The sequence below is a fragment of the Streptomyces sp. NPDC006450 genome, from assembly GCF_040612195.1.
In the GTDB taxonomy this organism is placed as follows: domain Bacteria; phylum Actinomycetota; class Actinomycetes; order Streptomycetales; family Streptomycetaceae; genus Streptomyces.
Genome location: NZ_JBEXPT010000014.1, coordinates 1 through 19,537, shown reverse-complemented (window position 1 = coordinate 19,537; position 19,537 = coordinate 1). Strand labels below are relative to the sequence as shown.

Annotated in this window: 14 protein-coding genes; 10 read left to right on the top strand and 4 right to left on the bottom strand. The window is 73.3% G+C overall.

The features are described 5' to 3' along the window. Positions 1–40 precede the first annotated feature (40 nt). The 6 genes from ABZY57_RS08015 to ABZY57_RS07990 all read left to right on the top strand — a co-directional run bounded on the left by ABZY57_RS08015 (position 41) and on the right by ABZY57_RS07990 (position 8,273). Positions 41–1,795, top strand: a complete 1,755-nt coding sequence (locus tag ABZY57_RS08015) for an acyclic terpene utilization AtuA family protein (RefSeq protein WP_356509395.1) — start codon at positions 41–43, stop codon at positions 1,793–1,795. After that, complete coding sequence (locus ABZY57_RS08010) at positions 1,792–3,390, top strand: carboxyl transferase domain-containing protein (protein ID WP_356509293.1); 1,599 nt, start codon at positions 1,792–1,794, stop codon at positions 3,388–3,390. Before ABZY57_RS08015 ends, ABZY57_RS08010 begins: the two co-directional genes overlap by 4 nt. Positions 3,391–3,398: 8 nt before the next feature. Next, positions 3,399–5,372: a biotin carboxylase N-terminal domain-containing protein gene (locus tag ABZY57_RS08005; protein ID WP_356509291.1), complete on the top strand. Its 1,974-nt coding sequence runs from the start codon at positions 3,399–3,401 to the stop codon at positions 5,370–5,372. After that, a complete protein-coding gene (locus ABZY57_RS08000; protein WP_356509289.1) occupies positions 5,369–6,544 on the top strand; it encodes an acyl-CoA dehydrogenase family protein in 1,176 nt (391 codons plus the stop codon). The genes ABZY57_RS08005 and ABZY57_RS08000 overlap by 4 nt, the downstream gene beginning before the upstream one ends. Before the next feature lie 368 nt (positions 6,545–6,912). Continuing rightward, positions 6,913–7,656, top strand: a complete 744-nt coding sequence (locus ABZY57_RS07995) for an enoyl-CoA hydratase family protein (RefSeq protein WP_356509287.1) — start codon at positions 6,913–6,915, stop codon at positions 7,654–7,656. After that, positions 7,644–8,273: a TetR/AcrR family transcriptional regulator gene (locus ABZY57_RS07990; protein WP_356509285.1), complete on the top strand. Its 630-nt coding sequence runs from the start codon at positions 7,644–7,646 to the stop codon at positions 8,271–8,273. The genes ABZY57_RS07995 and ABZY57_RS07990 overlap by 13 nt, the downstream gene beginning before the upstream one ends. A gap of 128 nt (positions 8,274–8,401) precedes the next feature. Here the strand turns inward: ABZY57_RS07990 and ABZY57_RS07985 are convergent, their stop codons facing one another. Continuing rightward, positions 8,402–9,508 carry a citrate synthase 2 gene (locus ABZY57_RS07985; protein ID WP_356509283.1) on the bottom strand — a complete coding sequence of 369 codons (1,107 nt, stop codon included), beginning with the start codon at positions 9,506–9,508 and terminating at the stop codon, positions 8,402–8,404. A gap of 237 nt (positions 9,509–9,745) precedes the next feature. On the opposite strand from ABZY57_RS07985, the gene pdxH reads away from it, so the two are divergent. Next, a complete protein-coding gene (pdxH, locus tag ABZY57_RS07980) occupies positions 9,746–10,369 on the top strand; it encodes a pyridoxamine 5'-phosphate oxidase (RefSeq protein ID WP_356509393.1) in 624 nt (207 codons plus the stop codon). A 261-nt stretch (positions 10,370–10,630) separates the two neighbouring features. Here the strand turns inward: pdxH and iscB are convergent, their stop codons facing one another. Then, positions 10,631–12,199, bottom strand: coding sequence for an RNA-guided endonuclease IscB (gene iscB / locus ABZY57_RS07975; RefSeq protein WP_356509391.1), 1,569 nt, complete (start codon positions 12,197–12,199; stop codon positions 10,631–10,633). Between the two features lie 304 nt (positions 12,200–12,503). On the opposite strand from iscB, the gene ABZY57_RS07970 reads away from it, so the two are divergent. Then, a complete protein-coding gene (locus ABZY57_RS07970; RefSeq protein ID WP_356509281.1) occupies positions 12,504–13,814 on the top strand; it encodes a PAS domain-containing protein in 1,311 nt (436 codons plus the stop codon). A 65-nt stretch (positions 13,815–13,879) separates the two neighbouring features. Here ABZY57_RS07970 and ABZY57_RS07965 read toward each other — a convergent pair whose 3' ends face one another. Next, complete coding sequence (locus tag ABZY57_RS07965; RefSeq protein ID WP_356509279.1) at positions 13,880–14,635, bottom strand: SIS domain-containing protein; 756 nt, start codon at positions 14,633–14,635, stop codon at positions 13,880–13,882. A 269-nt stretch (positions 14,636–14,904) separates the two neighbouring features. On the opposite strand from ABZY57_RS07965, the gene ABZY57_RS07960 reads away from it, so the two are divergent. Together ABZY57_RS07960 and ABZY57_RS07955 are read left to right on the top strand one after the other, a co-directional pair. Continuing rightward, on the top strand, positions 14,905–15,597 hold the full coding sequence (locus ABZY57_RS07960; protein WP_356509277.1) for a metal-dependent transcriptional regulator: 693 nt from the start codon (positions 14,905–14,907) through the stop codon (positions 15,595–15,597). A 328-nt stretch (positions 15,598–15,925) separates the two neighbouring features. Then, on the top strand, positions 15,926–16,831 hold the full coding sequence (locus ABZY57_RS07955; protein ID WP_356509275.1) for an alpha/beta hydrolase: 906 nt from the start codon (positions 15,926–15,928) through the stop codon (positions 16,829–16,831). Between the two features lie 199 nt (positions 16,832–17,030). On the opposite strand, the gene ABZY57_RS07950 is transcribed toward ABZY57_RS07955, so the two are convergent. Continuing rightward, positions 17,031–19,376: an AfsR/SARP family transcriptional regulator gene (locus ABZY57_RS07950; RefSeq protein ID WP_356509273.1), complete on the bottom strand. Its 2,346-nt coding sequence runs from the start codon at positions 19,374–19,376 to the stop codon at positions 17,031–17,033. Positions 19,377–19,537: the final 161 nt, after the last annotated feature.

Sequence of the window (19,537 nt, the reverse complement as noted above, 5' to 3'; positions counted from 1 at the left end):
GTCGGGCTTCTACGGAGACCGCTTCGAGGCCGTGCGCGAGATGCTGACGGACGGCCCCCTCGACGTACTGACCGGGGACTACCTGGCCGAGCTGACCATGCTGATCCTCGGCCGTGACCGGCTGAAGAACCCGGAACTCGGCTATGCCAAAACCTTCCTGCGCCAACTGGAGGAGTGCCTCGGCCTCGCCCACGAACGGGGCGTACGGATCGTCGTGAACGCGGGCGGCCTGAACCCGGCGGGACTCGCCGGAGCGGTGCGCGCGCTGGCCGCGAAGCTGTCCGTCCCCGTGTCGGTCGCGCACGTGGAGGGCGACGACCTGATGCCGTACGCCCTGCCCTCCGGAGAGGGCGCGCTCACCGCCAACGCCTACCTCGGCGGCGCCGGGATCACGGCCTGCCTGCGGGCGGGCGCGGACGTGGTGGTCACCGGCCGGGTCACCGACGCGGCACTGGTGAGCGGGCCCGCGGCATGGTGGTTCGACTGGGCGCCGGACGACCACGACCGGCTGGCGGGGGCGGTGGTCGCGGGCCACGTACTGGAGTGCGGCACCCAGGCCACGGGCGGCAACTACGCCTTCTTCACCCGGCACGACGTGTCCCGGCCGGGGTTCCCGCTGGCCGAGATCGCGCAGGACGGCTCTTCGGTCATCACGAAGCACCCGGGCACGGGCGGAGTCGTCTCCGTCGGTACGGTCACGGCGCAACTCCTCTACGAGACCCAGGGAGTCCGCTACCTCGGCCCCGACGTGACGGCCCGCCTGGACACGGTCCGGCTGACCCAGGCCGGCCCCGACCGGGTGGCGGTCTCGGCCACCCGGGGGGAAGCCCCGCCCGCCACCCTCAAAGTGGGCGTGACCCGCATCGGGGGCTGGCGCAACGAGGTCGTCTTCGTCCTGACGGGCCTGGACGTGGACGCGAAGGCGGCGCTGGTGCGGCAGCAGCTGTCCGCGCTGCTCGCGCCGGTGGAGTCGGTCACCTGGACGCTGGCCCGTACGGACCACGAGGACGCCCCGACCGAGGAGTCGGCGAGCGCGCTGCTGCGCCTGGTGGTCCGCGACCCGTCCCCCGACCGCGTCGGCCGGGCCCTCACCTCGGCCGCGATCGAGCTGGCACTCGCCAGCTACCCCGGCTTCCACGTCACGGCCCCGCCCTCCCCGGCCCAGCCGTACGGAGTGTTCACGTCGACCACCGCCCCCGCCGCGTCGACCCCCCACACGGCGGTCCTCGCGGACGGCACCCGGCTGCCGGTCCGGGTGGACCCCGGCCCCGGGGGCCCGGGGGCGGAGCCTGTGGTTTCGGGAAGGGGTGGGGTGGGGGCGAGCCCCGCAGGACCCGCCGCCCCCGAGCCACCGGCTCCGGCCGGCCCCGGCCCCGGCCCCGGCCCTGCCCCCGGCGAGCAGGGGGCCGCGCCCACCCGCCGGGTGCCGCTCGGCGCCATCCTCGGGGCCCGCAGCGGAGACAAGGGCGGCGACGCCAACGTCGGGGTATGGGCCGAGACCGACCCCGCCTGGGAATGGCTCCGCGACACCCTCACCGTCGACGCCTTCAAGGCCCTGCTCCCCGAGGCGGCCCCCCTGGAGGTGACCCGCCACGCACTCCCCAACCTCCGCTCCCTCAACTTCACCATCACCCGGATCCTCGGCGACGGCGTAGCCTCCGGCCACCGTTTCGACCCCCAGGCCAAGGCCCTCGGCGAATGGCTCCGCTCCCGCCACGTGGACATCCCCGCAGCCCTGCTGGAACCGCCCGCGGGGTTCCCCGTACCCGCCACCACCCCGGAGGGGACCCCGTGACCCGCCTCAAGAGCGCCGTCGACCCGCTCGCCCCCGAGCACGCGCAGGCCCGTACCGCCGCCCTGGAACGCCTCGCCGAGCTCGATGCCGCACACGCCACCGCCCTCGCCGGCGGCGGCGAGAAGTACACCGCCCGCCACAGGACCCGCGGCAAGCTCCTCGCCCGCGAGCGGGTCGAGCTGCTCCTCGACCCGGACACCCCCTTCCTGGAGCTGTCCCCGCTCGCCGCCTGGGGCAGCGACTATCCGGTCGGCGCCTCCATGGTCACCGGCATCGGCACCGTCGAGGGCGTCGAGTGCCTGGTCACCGCCAACGACCCCACCGTCCGCGGCGGCGCCTCCAACCCCTGGACGCTCAAGAAGGCCCTGCGGGCCAACGAGATCGCCCGCCAGAACCGGCTCCCCTGCATCAGCCTCGTCGAGTCCGGCGGCGCCGATCTCCCCTCCCAGAAGGAGATCTTCATCCCGGGCGGCGCCATCTTCCGCGACCTCACCCGGCTCTCCGCCGACGGCGTCCCCACCATCGCGGTCGTCTTCGGCAACTCCACCGCCGGAGGCGCGTACATCCCCGGCATGTCCGACCACACCATCATGATCAAGGACCGATCCAAGGTGTTCCTGGGCGGCCCGCCCCTCGTGAAGATGGCCACCGGCGAGGAGAGCGACGACGAGTCCCTCGGCGGAGCCGACATGCACGCCCGGACCTCCGGCCTCGCCGACTACTACGCCCTCGACGAGCACGACGCCATCCGCCAGGCCCGCCGCGTCGTCGCCCGGCTCAACCACCGCAAGGCCCGACCGGAGCCGGCGCGCGCCGAGGAACCCCTCCACGATCCCGAGGAACTCCTCGGGATCGTCCCGGCCGACCTCAAGACGCCCTTCGACCCCCGCGAGGTCATCGCCCGCATCGTCGACGCCTCCGACTTCGACGAGTTCAAGCCCCTCTACGGCACCAGCCTGGTCACCGGCTGGGCCAGCCTCCACGGCTACCCGGTCGGCATCCTCGCCAACGCCCAAGGCGTGCTGTTCAGCGCGGAATCGCAGAAGGCGGCCCAGTTCATCCAGCTCGCCAACCAGCGCGACATCCCGCTCCTCTTCCTCCACAACACCACCGGCTACATGGTCGGAAAGGAGTACGAGCAGGGCGGCATCATCAAACACGGCTCGATGATGATCAACGCGGTCTCGAACTCGAAGGTCCCCCACCTCTCCGTCCTCATCGGCGCCAGCTACGGCGCCGGCCACTACGGCATGTGCGGCCGCGCCTACGAGCCCCGCTTCCTCTTCGCCTGGCCCAGCGCCAAGTCCGCGGTCATGGGCCCCGCCCAGCTCGCCGGCGTGCTCTCGATCGTCTCCCGCCAGTCGGCCGCGGCGAAGGGACAGCCCTACGACGAAGAAGCCGACGCCGGCATGCGTGCCTTCGTGGAGGCGCAGATCGAGTCCGAGTCCCTGCCGATGTTCCTGTCCGGACGGCTGTACGACGACGGGGTCATCGACCCGCGCGACACCCGCACCGTCCTCGGCCTGTGCCTGTCGGCCGTCCACAACGCCCCTGTCGAGGGCGCCCGTGGCGGCTTCGGCGTCTTCCGGATGTGAGCCCGCACATGACTCTGAACGCTCTGAACGCTCTGAACGCCCTGAACTCACCGACCCCCCTCACCTCCCTCCTCGTCGCCAACCGCGGCGAGATCGCCGTCCGCGTCTTCCGCACGGCCCGCGCGCTGGGCCTGGCCACCGTCGCCGTGCACTCCGACCCCGACGCCGACGCCCTGCACGTCCGCGCTGCCGACGCGGCCGTACGGCTGCCCGGCGCGTCACCCGCCGACACCTACCTGCGCGGCGACCTGGTCATCGGAGCCGCCCTCGCGGCGGGCGCCGACGCCGTCCACCCCGGCTACGGCTTCCTCTCCGAGAACGCCGACTTCGCCCGCGCCGTCCGCGCCGCTGGACTTACCTGGGTCGGCCCGCCGCCCGAGGCCATGGAGGCCATGGCCTCCAAGACCCGGGCCAAGGAGCTGATGCGCGCCGCCGGAGTCCCACTGCTCGACCCCGTCGACCCGCACGCGGCCACCAGCGCCGACCTCCCGCTGCTCCTCAAGGCCGCGGCGGGCGGTGGCGGCCGCGGGATGCGGGTGGTCCGGGACCTCGACTCCCTCAAGGAATCCCTCGAAGCCGCCTCCGCCGAGGCCCTGTCCGCCTTCGGTGACGGCGAGGTCTTCGCCGAGCCCTACGTGGAGCGCGGCCGTCACGTCGAGGTGCAGATCCTCGCCGACGCCCACGGCACCGTCTGGGCGCTCGGCACCCGCGACTGCTCCCTGCAACGCCGCCACCAGAAGGTCATCGAGGAAGCCCCCGCGCCCGGCCTCCCCGAAGCCCTGAGCAGCACCCTCCACGAGGCTGCCGTGGCCGCCGCCCGCGCGGTCTCGTACGAGGGCGCGGGCACGGTCGAGTTCCTCGTCACCGCCGACGGCCGCCCGTACTTCCTGGAGATGAACACCCGCCTCCAGGTGGAACACCCCGTCACCGAAGCGGTCTTCGGGGTCGACCTCGTCGCACTGCAACTGCGGATCGCCGAGGGCGCGGCCCTGCCCCCGCACCCGCCCGCGCCCGACGGACACGCCGTGGAGGCCCGCCTCTACGCCGAGGACCCGGCTCAGGACTGGCGTCCGCAGACCGGGACCCTGCACACCCTCGCCGTCCCCGGCGATATTCGCGTGGACACCGGTTTCACCGACGGGGACACCGTCTCCATCCACTACGACCCCATGCTCGCCAAGGTCGTCGCCCATGCCCCGACCCGCGCCGAGGCGGTCCGCGCCCTGGCCCACGCGCTCGCCGGAGCCCGGATCCACGGGCTGATCACCAACCGCGAGCTCCTCGTACGCTCCCTGCGGCACCCGGAGTTCGCGGCGGCCCGGCTCGACACCGGCTTCTACGAACGCCACCTGCCCGCCCTCACCGAGACGGCCCCCGACGACCCGGCCCCCGCGCTCTGCGCACTCGCCGCCGCCCTCGCCGAGGCCGCCCCCGCCCCGGACGCCTCCCTCGCCACCCGCCTCGGCGGCTGGCGCAACCTCCGCTCCCAGCCGCAGAGCCGCCGCTACACGGCCGCCGGGACCGAGTACGACGTCCGGTACCACCCGTCCCGCAGCGGCCCCCCGGAGCTCCCCGACCATCCCGGTGTGCGCATCCTGTCCACCGAGCGCCACCTGGTGACCCTCGAAGTGGACGGCGTCCGGCGGCTGTTCCACGTGAAACAAAAATCGAACACGGCGTACGTGGACTCCGTGCTCGGCTCCCACGCCCTGACCCCCGTGCCCCGGTTCGCGGACCCGCAGGACCGCACCGAACCGGGATCCCTGCTCGCCCCCATGCCCGGCACCGTCGTCCGCGTCGCCGAGGGGCTCACCCCCGGCAGCACCGTCACCGCCGGGCAGCCCCTGCTCTGGCTGGAGGCCATGAAGATGGAACACCGCATCCTCGCGCCCGCCTCCGGCACGCTCACCGCGCTCCACGCCGCCACCGGCCAACAGGTCGAATTCGGCGCCCTGCTCGCCGTAGTCCAGGAGGAAGCATGAGCTCCACCCCCGGCACCACGACGCTCGAAACCGAAGAACACCAGGCCCTGCGCGCGGCGGTCGCCGCCCTCGGCCGCAAGTATGGCCGCGAGTACCTCGCCCGCATCGCCCGGGAGGGCGGCCACCCCGACGAACTGTGGGCGGACGCCGCCAAGCTGGGCTACCTCGGGGTCAACCTCCCGGAGGAGTACGGCGGCGGAGGCGGCGGCATCGCCGAGCTCTCCATCGTCCTCGAAGAACTCGGCGCCGCGGGCTGCCCCCTCCTCATGATGGTCGTCTCACCCGCCATCTGCGGCACGGTCATCGCCCGCTTCGGCACCGAGGCCCAGAAGCAGGCCTGGCTCCCCGGACTCGCGGACGGCACCCGCACGATGGCCTTCGGCATCACCGAACCCGACGCCGGATCCAACTCCCACCGCATCACCACCACCGCCCGCCGCGACGGCGACGACTGGATCCTCACCGGCCGCAAGGTCTTCATCTCCGGCGTCGACATCGCCGACGCCACCCTCGTCGTGGGCCGCACGGAAGACGCCCGGACGGGCAGCCTCAAGCCCTGCCTCTTCATCGTCCCCCGCGAGACCACCGGCTTCACCCACACCCCGATCGACATGGAACTCCAGGCGGCGGAAAAGCAGTTCGAGCTGGTCCTGGACGACGTACGCCTCCCCTCCTCCGCCCTGGTCGGCGACGAGGACGCGGGACTGCTCCAGCTCTTCGCGGGCCTCAACCCCGAGCGCGTCATGACCGCCGCCTTCGCCATCGGCATGGGCCGCTACGCCCTCGCCCAGGCCGTCGACTACGCGAAGACCCGACAGGTCTGGAAGGCCCCCATCGGCGCCCACCAGGCCATCGCGCACCCCCTGGCGGCCATCCACATAGAACTGGAGCTGGCCCGCCTGATGATGCAGAAGGCGGCCCACCTCTACGACGCCGGCGACGACATGGGAGCGGGCGAGGCCGCGAACATGGCGAAGTACGCGGCGGGGGAGGCCTGCGTCCGGGCGGTGGACCAGTCCGTCCACACCCTGGGCGGCAACGGCCTCACCCGCGAGTACGGCCTGGCCGCGCTGATCGTCGCCTCCCGGGTGTCCCGGATCGCCCCGGTCAGCCGGGAGATGATCCTCAACTTCATCTCCCACCAGACCCTGGGCCTCCCCAAGTCCTACTGACCGGGCCCCCACCCCGAATCACCGCTGCGCGGGGGCCGTCCGGCCCCGTTTCGGGGTGCGGCGCCGCTGCCGGGGGCCGGGGCGCAGCCCGGTACCCCTTCCCAGCCCGTCCGGCGCTTGAGGACCAGGCTCCGGGCAGCGCCCGCGGGCATCCCCAGCCCCGCCGGTGCTTGAGGCGCGGGCTCCGGGCAGCGCCCGGGGGAAGGGCGGGTAGGGGACCCCGCGCCCCGCGCAGCGGCACACCCGCACCCACAGGCCCACCGGAGCCCGCCGCAGGCCATCGCAGCCCACTGCGCCCCGCCGCAGGCGACCCGCATACCCTCCCCGGAGGGGATCCCGACCGCCCGACCACCCCCTCCGGAGGAGACATGCCCCCACTGGTCCACGCCGCGCGCACGCCCGGCCTCACCACCCTGACCCTCGACTCCCCGGCCAACCGCAACGCCCTCTCCGCAGCCCTGGTCCAGGAACTCCGCGCAGCCCTGGCCGCCGAAGCCACCACACCGGCGACCCGTGCCGTCGTCCTCACCCACACCGGCACCACCTTCTGCGCCGGAGCCGACCTCAAGTCCCCCTGCGACCCGGCCGACTTCCTGGCCCTGCTCCGGGAGATCGCCGAACATCCCAAGCCCGTCGTGGCCCGGGTCACCGGCCACGTCCGCGCGGGCGGCCTCGGGCTGCTCGGCGTCTGCGACATCGCCGCCGCCGGGCCCGGGTCCACGTACGCCTTCACCGAGACCCACCTCGGCGTGGTTCCGGCCGTGATCTCGGCGCCGCTGCTTCCGCGCCTGGACCCCCGTGCCGCCGCCCGCTACTTCCTGACCGCCGAGGTCTTCGACGCCGCCGAAGCCACCCGCATGGGCCTGCTCACCCTCCACACCGCGGACGCCGACGTCGACAAGGTCCTGGCCCCCGTCCTGGAAGGCCTCCTCAAGGCCGGCCCCGAGGCCCTGACCGCGACGAAACGGCTGGTCACCGCCCCGGTACGGGCCGCCCTGGAGCGGGACGGAGCCGCCCTCACCGAGCTGTCGGCCCGGCACTTCGCCTCCGCCGAGGCCCGCGAGGGCATCAGCGCCCGCTTCGAACGACGGGCCCCGTCATGGCTACGCTGACCACGGACACCGGCGAAGCCGGCCAGACGGGCCCGACCGGCCCCAAGCAGGCCCGCAGCCGGGTCACCCGCCGCCACCTCCTGGAAGCGGCCGTCTCCTGCCTCGCCGAACAGGGCTGGGCCGGATCGACCGTCGCCGTGGTCGCCGAACGCGCCGGCGTTTCGCGCGGGGCGGCCCAGCACCACTTCCGCACCCGCGAGGAACTGTTCACCGCGGCCGTCGAGTACATGGCCGAGGTGCGCTCGACGGCCCTCCTGGACCTCTTCCCGCGCGGCGGTCCCGCGGCGGCCCGCGCCGAGGTGGTCGGGGCGCTCATCGACCTGTACACCGGCCCGATGTTCCGTGCCGCACTCCAGCTGTGGGTCGCGGCCTCCCACGAGGAGCAGTTGCGGCCCCGCGTGGCCGAGCTGGAGGCCCGCGTCGGCCGCGAGACCCACCGCATCGCCGTGGAACTCCTGGGCGCGGACGAGTCCGTACCGGGCGTACGGGAGACCGTGCAGGGCATGCTCGACATGGCCCGCGGCCTGGGCCTGGCCAACGTCCTCACCGACGACACCGCCCGCCGGGCGCGGGTGGTCGCCCAGTGGGCCCGGATCCTCGACTCGGAACTGGGCTGACGCCCCCCGCGAACGCGACGGGCGCCGCACCCCCGGGGGATACGGCGCCCGTCGTCACGAGCGGCGGCCCTGTGCGGGGACGACCGACGCGGCAGACACACTCGGACCACTCACACGGCTCGAACCGCTCAGGCGGTCTCCGCCATGTCCTCGTAGCCGGCGATCTCGCGCGGGTTGCGCACGCCCGGGCCGGTGTAGCGGGCCGAGGGGCGGACCAGGCGGCCCGTGCGCTTCTGCTCCAGGATGTGCGCGGACCAGCCGGCGGTACGGGCACACGTGAACATCGAGGTGAACATGTGCGCCGGGACCTCCGCGAAGTCCAGCATGATCGCGGCCCAGAACTCCACGTTCGTCGCGAGCACCCGGTCGGGACGGCGCGCGTGCAGCTCCTCCAGGGCGGCCTTCTCCAGCGCGGCGGCCACCTCGTAGCGCGGGGCGTCCAGCTCCTTGGCCGTACGCCGCAGCACGCGGGCGCGCGGGTCCTCGGCGCGGTAGACGCGGTGGCCGAAGCCCATCAGCCGCTCGCCCTTGTCCAGGGCCTTCTTCACGTACGCCACGGCGTCGCCGGTGCGCTCGATCTCCTCGATCATGCCGAGGACGCGCGAGGGCGCCCCGCCGTGCAGCGGACCGGACATCGCGCCGACCGCGCCCGACAGCGCGGCCGCGACGTCCGCGCCGGTGGAGGCGATGACGCGCGCGGTGAAGGTCGACGCGTTCATTCCGTGCTCGGCGGCCGAGGTCCAGTAGGCGTCGACGGCCTTGACGTGACGCGGGTCGGGCTCGCCCCGCCAGCGGATCATGAACCGCTCGACCACGGACTCGGCCTTGTCGATCTCGCTCTGCGGGACCATCGGCCGTCCCTGGCCGCGCGCGGACTGGGCGACGTACGACAGCGCCATCACAGCCGCCCGTGCCAGATCGTCACGGGCGGTCTGCTCATCGATGTCGAGGAGCGGTTTCAGCCCCCACACGGGGGCGAGCATGGCGAGCGCGGACTGCACGTCGACCCGGATGTCACCGGAGTGCACCGGGATCGGGAAGGGCTCGGCGGCCGGCAGGCCGGGGTTGAAGGCACCGTCGACCAGCAGGCCCCAGACGTTCCCGAAGGAGACGTGGCCCACGAGGTCTTCGATGTCGACGCCCCGGTATCGCAGCGACCCACCCTCCTTGTCGGGTTCGGCGATCTCCGTTTCGAACGCGACGACTCCCTCGAGACCGGGTACGAAGTCGGACATCATGCGGCTCCTCAAATAGTGCGAACACGCGCGGTTCCCGGCGTGATTCGCGGTCCGGCGCGGTCATCCCCGTTGATGCCCGGCACGGCCGATGGTCATCCGTTCGGGACCGTCGGACCGGCCCCAAGATTTTGTCCGTTCCGCTTGGCGCGGGGAAGCGTGACATACGGCACAGTGGCGGACGAGCCGCTGGGGCAGGATGACTGCGTGACCGATCAGCACCTTGACCCTGCCGACATGCGCAAGCAGTACCGCTCCCACCTCGTCGACGAGGAGAGCCTCGCCGAGGAGCCGATGGGCCAGTTCGCGCGCTGGTTCCGCGACGCTGCGGAGGCGAACGTCTTCGAACCCAACGCGATGGTCGTCGCCACCGCAACCCCGGAGGGCCGCCCCAGCTCGCGCACGGTGCTCCTGAAGCAGTTCGACGCGCACGGATTCGTCTTCTACACGAACTACGACTCCCGCAAGGGCCGAGAACTGGCGGCCAACCCCTTCGTCTCCCTGCTCTTCCCCTGGCACCCCATCGCCCGCCAGGTCATCGTCACGGGCACGGCCTCCCGGGTCGGCCGGGACGAGACGGCGGCGTACTTCCGCTCCCGCCCGCACGGCTCCAAGCTGGGCGCCTGGGCCAGCGACCAGTCCACGGTGATCGCCTCCCGCGCGGAACTGGACCGCCGCTACGCGGAACTCGAAGCCCGCTACCCCGAGGGCGAACAGGTTCCGGTTCCCCCGCAGTGGGGCGGGATCCGGGTGGTCCCCGACGCGGTGGAATTCTGGCAGGGCCACGAGAACCGCCTCCACGACCGCCTGAGGTACGTCCTGGAGGACGGGAAGTGGCACGTGGAACGCCTCTGCCCGTAGCCGGGCCGCTACGGGCGCCGACAACGCAGACGACCCGCGAGCTCGGGATTCCCCCCTGCAGTGGGGGAAGCCGGCCGGACGTACCGGCGAGCTCGCGGGTCGGGTGACTGCTTGGGATTGGCCGACGCTTGCGCCGGCACCGCACTGGGTGCGTGGACGACGGGCGTTAGCCCGCAGTCACCTCGCTTGTCCGAGTGGAAATCACTTCGGAGCACCTCCTTTCTGAGCGTGGCGTCAGCCTAGGAGCGTGTGGGCCCCGGCTCAACCGATTATTTCCGGAGAGATTGTGTACGTGTAGCCGTCGCCGCGTTGCAGGAGGCGCAGGTTCCTGTGGCTGACGTCGAACCTGCAGGTCGCAGTGGTCAGGCGATGCTGGCCACTGGCCCGCACGGCGATCTTCCCGACCCAGCGGCCCGGCCATTTGCCCCGTGCGAGGTCCGCCCGGACGAGATCGCCCGTAGCGAAGCCGTAGTGCTGCTTGACCCGGGGGCGGAGCAGACGAGGGAATCCGTACCGGTCCGGAGTGGTCCGGGCATACGAGCCACGGCCGGTCGCCGTCACCACCAGAACCTGCTGCGGTACGCGGACCAGCACGGCACCGTTCTCGTGGTCCAGATGTCCGGTCAGGAGCGCATCGAGCGTATGGCTCTTCGGCAGCGCCATCGCCGTCCGGTTCCAGTGGGTGCGGGCTCCGGACCAGCAGTGCAAGGGCCGCTGCAGCGTGGACAGGGCCTCGACGAGCCGATTGCGGGTCGTGTTCATGGCGGCAGCGTCGTGGAGGTCCGCTTGCGTCTGGGCCAGGAGGCGCCGGAGCCGCGCCGGCCGGCTGGCGAGGAACACTTCGACGGGCAGCGTCCCCTTGGCCTTGTTGCAGGGGACGCAGGAAAGGGTCAGGTTCGAGATTCGCCCGGATCCTCCTTGGCTGCGCGGCCGGATGTGCTCGATGTTGAGGGGCACACCGGAGGCCCCGCAGTAGGCGCAGGCCCGCTCCCACGAGTCACGCAGGTAGGCGCGGATCTCGGTGCCCGCGAGTGTCCCCTCCCGGTACTCCGCCCCAGCCATGGCGCAGGTGTCGAAAGCCACCCGTTCGACATGGATCGCGGTGACGGGCGCATACCGGCACAGGCGGCGTACGAGGGACAGCGTGGAGTCCACCCGGTGCAGGAGGGAGGGTGGGAGCCAGTCGCGCGGCCTGGTGCGGTTCCCGCTCCGCGGTGCCCGGTACCTAAGGTTGGCCGAACGGCGTCGCCGGCGGTAGCCCGCGCGACGCAGCATCCCGTCCCGGATCTGCGTACCGCGGTGGCGGAGCTCGACCGTCACCAGTCCCCGGCGGACGGAGACGCTCCTACCGTCCCTGCGCGTCTGTGTCCTGTCCTCGGAGAGAGCGATGCCGGTCCGCTTGGACCCCGGGTCGATACGGACCTCCACCCCGTCCACCTGGGATTCGCTGTGGGTCCTGTGGGTTAGTCGGATGACGAAGGGCGCACGGCGGGCCACTACGGCCCGCCCGCCGGCGAGCAGCTCGCGGGCGCGGGCCGGATGGCAGGGCATCAGAGGTTCGCCGCCCTTGGCGAGGACGAAGACCCGGCCCAACCCGAGGGGAACGTCACCGCTCCCATGTTCTGCCGTTCCCGCGGCCTCGGCCGCAGGAACGGCGTGTCGCCGACGAGGCTTGGTGTGGGCCCCGCCGGTCTCCCCTCGCTCATGTTCCCTGCCGGTTCCCCGCCGTGCGGCGGGGAGTCCGTGAGCCGTTTCGTCCCTGCTCCCAGGGGTGTCTGCTCCCACGGATTCCAGAGCGGCCTGCTGAGGAAGCACAGACCGGTGGGTCATCTCGCCCGCAGGAAACGTAGTCATCGATGCACACCCCATCTGATCGGTGATCGTGATGACTTGAGCTGGCCACTCAGCGCGATACGGAGCGAGTGGCCTCCCTTCTCGTGTGACCGCGACGCTACGGGACGAACCAGGTGCTGGTTCGACGTGGAGTCGAGGTTCCCTCGAACGTGTGTCATCGGCGCGGCACAAAGTTCGGGCGGGCGTTTCCGGAGAATTCGGAGAATGCAGTGTGGGCTGCGTCACGTTCCAGTTCAATGACGTGACGTGCCGCACACGCGAACACCTGTAGGGGGCCCAGGTGACTGCATCCGGACGTGATGAGACCGCCGACGATCTGCTCGCAGCGCTGCTGGACGGGATGGACGCGGCGTTGTGCGCGTTCGACGCCGATGGCGTCATCACCCACTGGAACCGCGAGGCCGAGCGGATCCTGGGGTGGTCGGCGATCGAGGCCGTGGGGCGCAAGGGGTTCGCGGGGTGGGCCGTGCGCGCCGCGGACGCGCAGGACGTGCAGGACAGACTCATGGCCGCCCAGGACGTGCCGGGTCGGCAGGTGCACGAGTTCGCGCTGCTGACCAAGGACGGCGGGCGGGTGCTCGTGCGGACCCAGTCGGCGGGGGTGCCGGGCGCCGACGGGAAACCGGCCGGGGTGTACTGCGCCTTCAGCGAGGTACACGCGCAGATCGACCTGGAGCGTTCCATCGCGCTGAGCGAGGCGTTGATGGAGGACGCCTCCTGGGGGGTGGTGCTCGTCGACGTGGATCTGCGTCCGGCCGTGGTCAACGCCCATGCCGCCCGCGCCTTCGGATCCGGCCGCACCGTGCTGCTCGGGCGGCCCCTGGGGGAGCTGCTGGCGCAGGGGGTGGAGGAGCTGGAGGGGGCCCTGCAGCACGTGCTGGCCGAGGGGGCGCCCCCGGCTCCGACGGAGCTGTGGGTGTCCGTGCGCGGCCCCGAGGGGGTGCGGCGGCGTTGCTGGCGGTGCGGGTTCCTGCGTCTGGCGTCGCCGCTCGCGGAGGAACCCGTACCGCTCGGGGTCGCCCTGCTGTTCCAGGACGTGACCGAGGCCCGCCAGGCGCAGTTGGACACGGCGCAGCTCCGGTTCCGGTCCCATCAGCTGTACCGGGCCGGGCGGGCCGCCGCCGAGTGCGAGGACCCGGCCGAGGCGGCGGCCGTACGGCTGGAGTTCGCGCTGGCGGGCTTCGCCGAGCACGTGCTGGTGGACGTACTGGAGCCGCTACGGGACCCCGCGCCCGCGCGGCTGCTGCGCTGGGCGGCGTCCCCGCCCGGCCTGCCGGGGCTGCCGGAGCCCGGGGCGATCCCGGTGCGCTACGAGGCCGGCCACCCGGCGCTGCAGGCGCTGGACCGGGCCGGGTCGGTGCGGGCCAGCTCGCCGCGCGGGCAGGCCGACGGGGATTGGGCGGGCACCCGGCGCTGGCCCGAGGGTTCGGCGCACGCCCTGTGCACGGTCCTGCGCAGCCGGGGCCGGAGCCTGGGGACGCTGACGTTCCTGCGGGGGCCGTCCCGGGCCGCCTTCGAGCGCGCGGACGCGGCGTACGCGGAGGAGGTGGCGGCCCGCGTCGCGGCGGATCTGGACCTGGCGTGGCGCTGAGGAGCCCCCGGGCCGGAGCGGCCGGTGTGCCGGGGGCGCCGGAGCGGCCGGTGTGCCGCGTGTGCCTAGTGGCGGAAGAAGATGCGGTCGCCGTACTCCTGCATGACGCGGCCGTTCCACTCGTGGCCGCCGTCGACGTTGCCCGAGCGCAGGAGCGGCGGCTCGACCCCGCGGGCGACGAGTTCGCCGGCCGCGGCGGCCATGACCGCCTGCATGATCGCGCTGGTGACGACGGTGGAGGCGGGGGCGAAGGGGGCTTCGATTCCGTCGAGGGTGAGCTCGGCGTCGCCGACCGCGATCTTGCTGTCGAGGACGATGTCGCAGTGGTCCTTGAGGAAGGTCCCGGAGACGTGTCGGGACCTGGTGCCGGTCGCGTAGGCCACCGAGGTGACGCCGATGACCTTGAGGCCGATCGCGCGGGCGTTCATGGCCATCTCGACCGGCAGTGCGTTGCGCCCGGAGAGGGAGATGATCACGAGGACGTCGCCGTCGCCGGCGGGGCTGCTGTCCAGGACCGCGCCGGCGAGGCCGTCGACTCGCTCCAGGGCGCTGCCGAGGGTGGCGGGCATGACGTCGATGCCGACGGTGCCGGGGACGGCGAGGAAGTTCATCAGGGCGAGTCCGCCGGCCCGGTAGACCACGTCCTGGGCGGGGAGCGAGGAGTGCCCGGCGCCGAAGGCGAAGAGCTTGTTCCCCGTGGCCACTGCCTCCGCGATGACGGTCCCGGCCTCGTTGATGCGGGCGGACTCCTCGTCCCGCACCCGCTCCAGGAGGCCGATCGCGGCGTCGAAGAACTGACCGGCCAGCTTGCTCTCGCTCATACGCCGATGGCCTTCCGGGGTGGGAGTTGGGTGAGGTGGTCGTCCGTGTCCGCCGCTCACCGTGCGGTCTGGACCAAGGGCGTGTCAATACGAACTTCCATCCAGAGGGCGAAAGGCCCGGTGGGCGGTGTAATAAGAAGTGCCCAGAGGGGCGCGAGGGGCGTTTCGGTGCAGTCCGGTACGGCCCTTGACGTCCTACACGGGACGGTTGTCGGCGCGATGGGTCAGAATTGGGGGCAGGGCCAGCGCACGCAATCCGAGGGGCACGAATGTCCGGACTGATCGATACCACGGAGATGTACCTCCGCACCATCCTCGAACTGGAAGAGGAAGGTGTGGTCCCCATGCGCGCCCGTATCGCCGAGCGGCTCGACCAGAGCGGTCCGACGGTGAGCCAGACGGTGGCGCGGATGGAGCGCGACGGCCTGGTGGCGGTCGCCAGCGACCGGCACCTGGAGCTGACCGACGAGGGGCGCAAGCTGGCGACGCGCGTGATGCGCAAGCACCGCCTCGCGGAGTGCCTGCTCGTCGACGTCATCGGTCTGGAGTGGGAGCAGGTGCACGCCGAGGCCTGCCGTTGGGAGCACGTGATGAGCGAGGCGGTGGAGCGGCGGGTGCTGGAGCTGCTGCGCCACCCGACCGAATCGCCGTACGGGAACCCGATCCCGGGGCTGGAGGAGCTGGGGGAGAAGGCCGAGGCCGATCCGTTCCTGGAGGAGGGCATGGTCAGCCTCTCCGAGCTGGACCCGGGCGTCGAGGGCAAGACGGTGGTGATCCGCCGGATCGGTGAGCCGATCCAGACGGACGCGCAGCTGATGTACACGCTGCGACGGGCGGGCGTGCAGCCCGGTTCGGTGGTCAGCGTGACCGAGTCGCCCGGCGGCGTGCTGGTCGGCAGCGGGGGCGAGGCCGCGGAGCTGGAGGCGGACATCGCCTCCCACGTGTTCGTCGCGAAGCGCTGACGCACGGACGTTCGAACGGGTCGCCGCTGCGAGCGAATCCGACTGGTGTCGGCCGATGCGGACCGGTGTGGATCTGTATGGATGGTCCCGGCGCCTTTACGGCGCCGGGACCGGTCCTCCCCTGCTTGACCTGGAGCCCCGAGCTCTCAAGGTCATCCCTTCGGACCGTCTTCCCCGAGCGGCCCGCCTCCCTGTTGAAAGGATCTCCATCGGCAGCGGCGGTCAATCCTTGAGCAAGGTCACTCGAAAGAGCGGTGTTGTCGGTGAGAACCCGGTTTTCGAATACGGGTTCGATACTGTGGCCGGGAGCGAAGGGGGTGCATCTGCGGTGGTACGACGCCTCGATGTGACGGGGGCCGACGGCGTACGCCTGGCGGCCTGGGAGTTCCACGAAGCGGCCGCGGAGCCGCAGTCGCGGGCGGAGCCGTCACGGTCGCCGTCGGGTGAGCCCGCGGCCCTCTTACTGCACGGCCTGATGGGCCGCGCCTTCCACTGGACGGGCACCGCCCGCTGGCTCGGCGCGAGCCGCCGCGTGGTGGCCCTCGACCAGCGCGGCCACGGCCAGAGCGAGCGCCCCCCGAACACCGGCCCCGGCAGCTCCGTCGCCTACGGGCGCGAGGCCTTCGTGGCCGACGCCGAAGCGGCCGTCGAGCAGCTCGGCCTCGCGCCGGTGACGCTGATCGGCCATTCCATGGGCGCCCTCACCGCCTGGCAGCTCGCGGCCCGCCGCCCCGATCTCGTGGCGGCCCTGGTCATCTGCGACATGCGGGCGTCCGCGCTGGGGGAGGCCTCGCAGCAGGAATGGGAGGAATGGTTCCGCCACTGGCCGCTGCCGTTCCCCACCCAGGACGCCGCGCGGCGCTGGTTCGGCGAGGACGACCCGCGGGTGGAGCGCCCGGACCCCGGCCGGGGCGAGTTCTTCGCGGAGGTCATGCACGAGGCCGACGACGGCTGGCGCCCGCTGTTCTCGCGCCGCCAGATGCTGACCGCGCGGGAGACGTGGGTGCACGACGCGCACTGGGAGGAGCTCGCCCAGGTGCGCTGCCCGACGCTGGTCGTCCGCGGCCTGGACGGCGAGCTGGGCCGGGCCGAGGCGCAGGAGATGGTCCGCGTCCTGCCGGCCGGGCAGTACGCGGAGATCCCGGACGCCGGCCACTACCTCCACTACGACCACCCGGCGGCTTGGCGGGCGGCGGTGGAGCCGTTCCTGGAGGGCATCAAGGCGTCGGCGTGAGGGGCGCTCCGGGCTCGGACAGGACCCGGTGAGCCGGTAAGGGCGGCTGGGGGCCCGGGTGGTGGCTGGATGCTCCCCGTGGTCGCGCGGCCGCCCGAGGGGCCGTGTGAGGCCCTACGGGGCCCTGCGCAGCCGGGTGCTGCGGGCGGCCGGCGGCCGACAGCCGCCGGACGGCGTTCTAGGCGCGGGGCCGGCCAGGTCAGCGGGCGTTCAGGAGGATGAGCTGTTCCTCCAGGGGCAGGGCTTCGCCCGTCGTGAAGGCGGCCGCGAAGGCCTGCGGGCCCAGCGCCGCGCGGGCGCGGGCCGCCGCCCGGTCGGTGTCGGTGCGCTCCGCCTGGGGGCGCGGGGTGCCCACCGAGGCGCGCAGCGCCGTCGCCGTGCCCAGCAGGGAGGCCGCCCGGGCGGGCGGGAGTATCCCCGCCAGGCCTTCCAGCGCCAGGGCGAGCGCGCGGGGGTCCCCGGTGCGGCGGGCCGCCGCGAGGCCTTCCCGGTGGAGGGACTCCGCCGTGACCGGGTCGGCCCGCAACTCCGCCACGTACCCCAGCTCCGCCAGGATCAGCGCCGCTCCGGAGTCCACCCCGAGCCGCCGGTTCCAGTCGAGCCACGGCCGCAGCCGGGCTTCGGCGCCGTCCAGGTCGCCGCCGCGCCGCGCGCCGAGGGCGAGCCCGATCGCCGCGAACTGCTCGGCCGGGCGGTGGCATTGCTCCTCCGCCAGCAGCAGGGCCTGTTCGTGCAGCGCGGCCGCGCGTGCCAGGTCACCGGTCAGCAGCGCGACGCGGCCCTGGCGGGCCAGCCGGAAGGAGGCGTGCGTCCACAACTCCAGTTCCCGCGCGTCCCGTACGCCGTCCTCGTGCAGCCGCGCCGCGGCCGGGTAGTCCCCGGTCACCTCGGCGAGGATGCCGAGCTGCTCCGACGTCTGCAACTGGCCCCAGCGGTCTCCGAGTTCGGTGAACACCGCGGCGGCCGCCTCCGCGTGGCGGCGCAGTTCCGCGAGGTCGCCGTCGTAGAGCGCCCGCGTCGAGAGGGTGAGCAGCGCGACCGCTTCGCCCCACCGGTCGCCGGTTGCGCGGAACCGATCGGGGAAGAGGATGAGCTCGTCCTCCAGGACGCCGGATCCGAAGCCGCACCGGGCGTAGGCCAGCAGCCACTGTCCCCGCAGGTCGGCGCCGGAGAAGTCGGCGTCCAGGTGGCTGTCGTCCCCGCCGAGCAGCGCGAAGGCGGCGTGCAGGGCCGTGGCCCCCGCCGCTGCGGTGGCTTCGGTGGCTTCCTGGATCCGGCCGCGCAGGAACCAGTACCAGGACTGAGCGCCGACCAGCCGCCGCCCCGATTCCCCGGCCCCCGTGTGCTCCAGCGCGGCCCGGGTGTTGAGGCCCTCCCGGTCGAGCCGGCGCAGCCACTCGCCCTGCCCGGGTCCGTGCAGGTGCTCGGCCGCGCGCTCGGCGAACCCGGTGTAGTACTCCGCGTGCCGCTGCCGGATCGCGGCCGTCTCCCCGGCGGCTTCGAGCCGCTCCAGCCCGTACGCGGCCACCGACTCCAGCAGCCGCAGGCGCGCGTCCCCTTGGGCCGCGCCCCCGGCGGCGTGTGTCCCGTGGGCCGGGCCCGTGGACGTCGACGCCCCGTACGCCGGGCCGCCGTCGGTGGACGTCCCGTACGCCACCGCCACCAGCGAGCAGTCCACCAGTCGTGTGACCAGGTCGAGGACCTCCCCGGCCGGGATTTCGCCGCCCGCGCACACCTCCTCGGCCGCCTCCAGCGTGAACCCGCCCGCGAACACCGCCAGCCGGCGCAGCACGGTCGCCTCCGCCGGGGACAGCAGATCCCAGCTCCAGTCGATCGTCGCGCGCAGCGTTCGCTGCCGCGCCGGGGCGTCCCGGCGCACCTGGTTGAGCAGCCGGAACCGGTCGTGCAGCCGCTCCGCCAGCGCCTCCACCCCCAGCACCCGCACCCGCGTCGCGGCCAGCTCCAGCGCGAGCGGGATGCCGTCCAGCCGGCGGCAGATGAGAGCGACGGCCTCGGCGGTACCGGGTCCGAGGACGAAGCCGGGGGCGGCGGCCGCCGCCCGGGCCGCGAACAGCTCCACGGCCTGACGCTCCGCGAGCGGCGCGACCACTTCGAGCACCTCGCCCGAGAGCGCGAGCGGCTCCTGGCTGGTGGCCAGGACGCGCAGGCCGGGGGCCTGGCGCAGCAGCCGCTCGGCAAGGGCGGCGACGGCCGGGAGGACGTGTTCGCAGTTGTCGAGTACGAGCAGCGCCGAGCGCCGCCGGAAGGCCTCGGCGAGCCGTTCCTCCAGGGAGCCGCCGTCCGCGCCGTCCTCACGCACCCTGAGCGCGACGGCCACCGCCTCGGCCACCGACCCTTCGTGGACGCCTGCCAGTTCGACGAACCACACTCCGTCGGGGTGGGACGCTTCGCGTCGCACCGCCGCCGCGAGCGCGAGCCGCGTCTTGCCGACGCCGCCGGGCCCGGTGAGCGTCACCAGCCGGCCGGCCCCGAGCGCCGCGCAGACCCGGGCGACGGCCTCCTCGCGGCCCACGAGGGAGCTCACGGGGGCGGGCAGGTTGCCGACCCGCCCGCGAGGCCCGGGCCCCTCCACGGGGCCGGTCGCACCGGCGGGCGCGGCCCGGCCCGGGGGGGGGGCCGGGGCCCCGGCCCCGGGCCCGGCCCGGGGGGGGGGCGGGGCGGGCGGGGGCGGGGGGGGCCGCGGGG

Excerpts from the sequence above, each read along its gene's own strand:
- ABZY57_RS08015 (WP_356509395.1), top strand. The coding sequence starts at position 41 with ATGCTGACGGACGGCCCCCTCGACGTACTGACCGGGGACTACCTGGCC.
- ABZY57_RS08005 (WP_356509291.1), top strand. The coding sequence starts at position 3,399 with ATGACTCTGAACGCTCTGAACGCTCTGAACGCCCTGAACTCACCGACC.
- ABZY57_RS08000 (WP_356509289.1), top strand. The coding sequence starts at position 5,369 with ATGAGCTCCACCCCCGGCACCACGACGCTCGAAACCGAAGAACACCAG.
- ABZY57_RS07995 (WP_356509287.1), top strand. The coding sequence starts at position 6,913 with ATGCCCCCACTGGTCCACGCCGCGCGCACGCCCGGCCTCACCACCCTG.
- ABZY57_RS07990 (WP_356509285.1), top strand. The coding sequence starts at position 7,644 with ATGGCTACGCTGACCACGGACACCGGCGAAGCCGGCCAGACGGGCCCG.
- ABZY57_RS07985 (WP_356509283.1), bottom strand. The coding sequence starts at position 9,508 with ATGTCCGACTTCGTACCCGGTCTCGAGGGAGTCGTCGCGTTCGAAACG.
- pdxH (WP_356509393.1), top strand. The coding sequence starts at position 9,746 with ATGCGCAAGCAGTACCGCTCCCACCTCGTCGACGAGGAGAGCCTCGCC.
- iscB (WP_356509391.1), bottom strand. The coding sequence starts at position 12,199 with ATGACCCACCGGTCTGTGCTTCCTCAGCAGGCCGCTCTGGAATCCGTG.
- ABZY57_RS07965 (WP_356509279.1), bottom strand. The coding sequence starts at position 14,635 with ATGAGCGAGAGCAAGCTGGCCGGTCAGTTCTTCGACGCCGCGATCGGC.
- ABZY57_RS07960 (WP_356509277.1), top strand. The coding sequence starts at position 14,905 with ATGTCCGGACTGATCGATACCACGGAGATGTACCTCCGCACCATCCTC.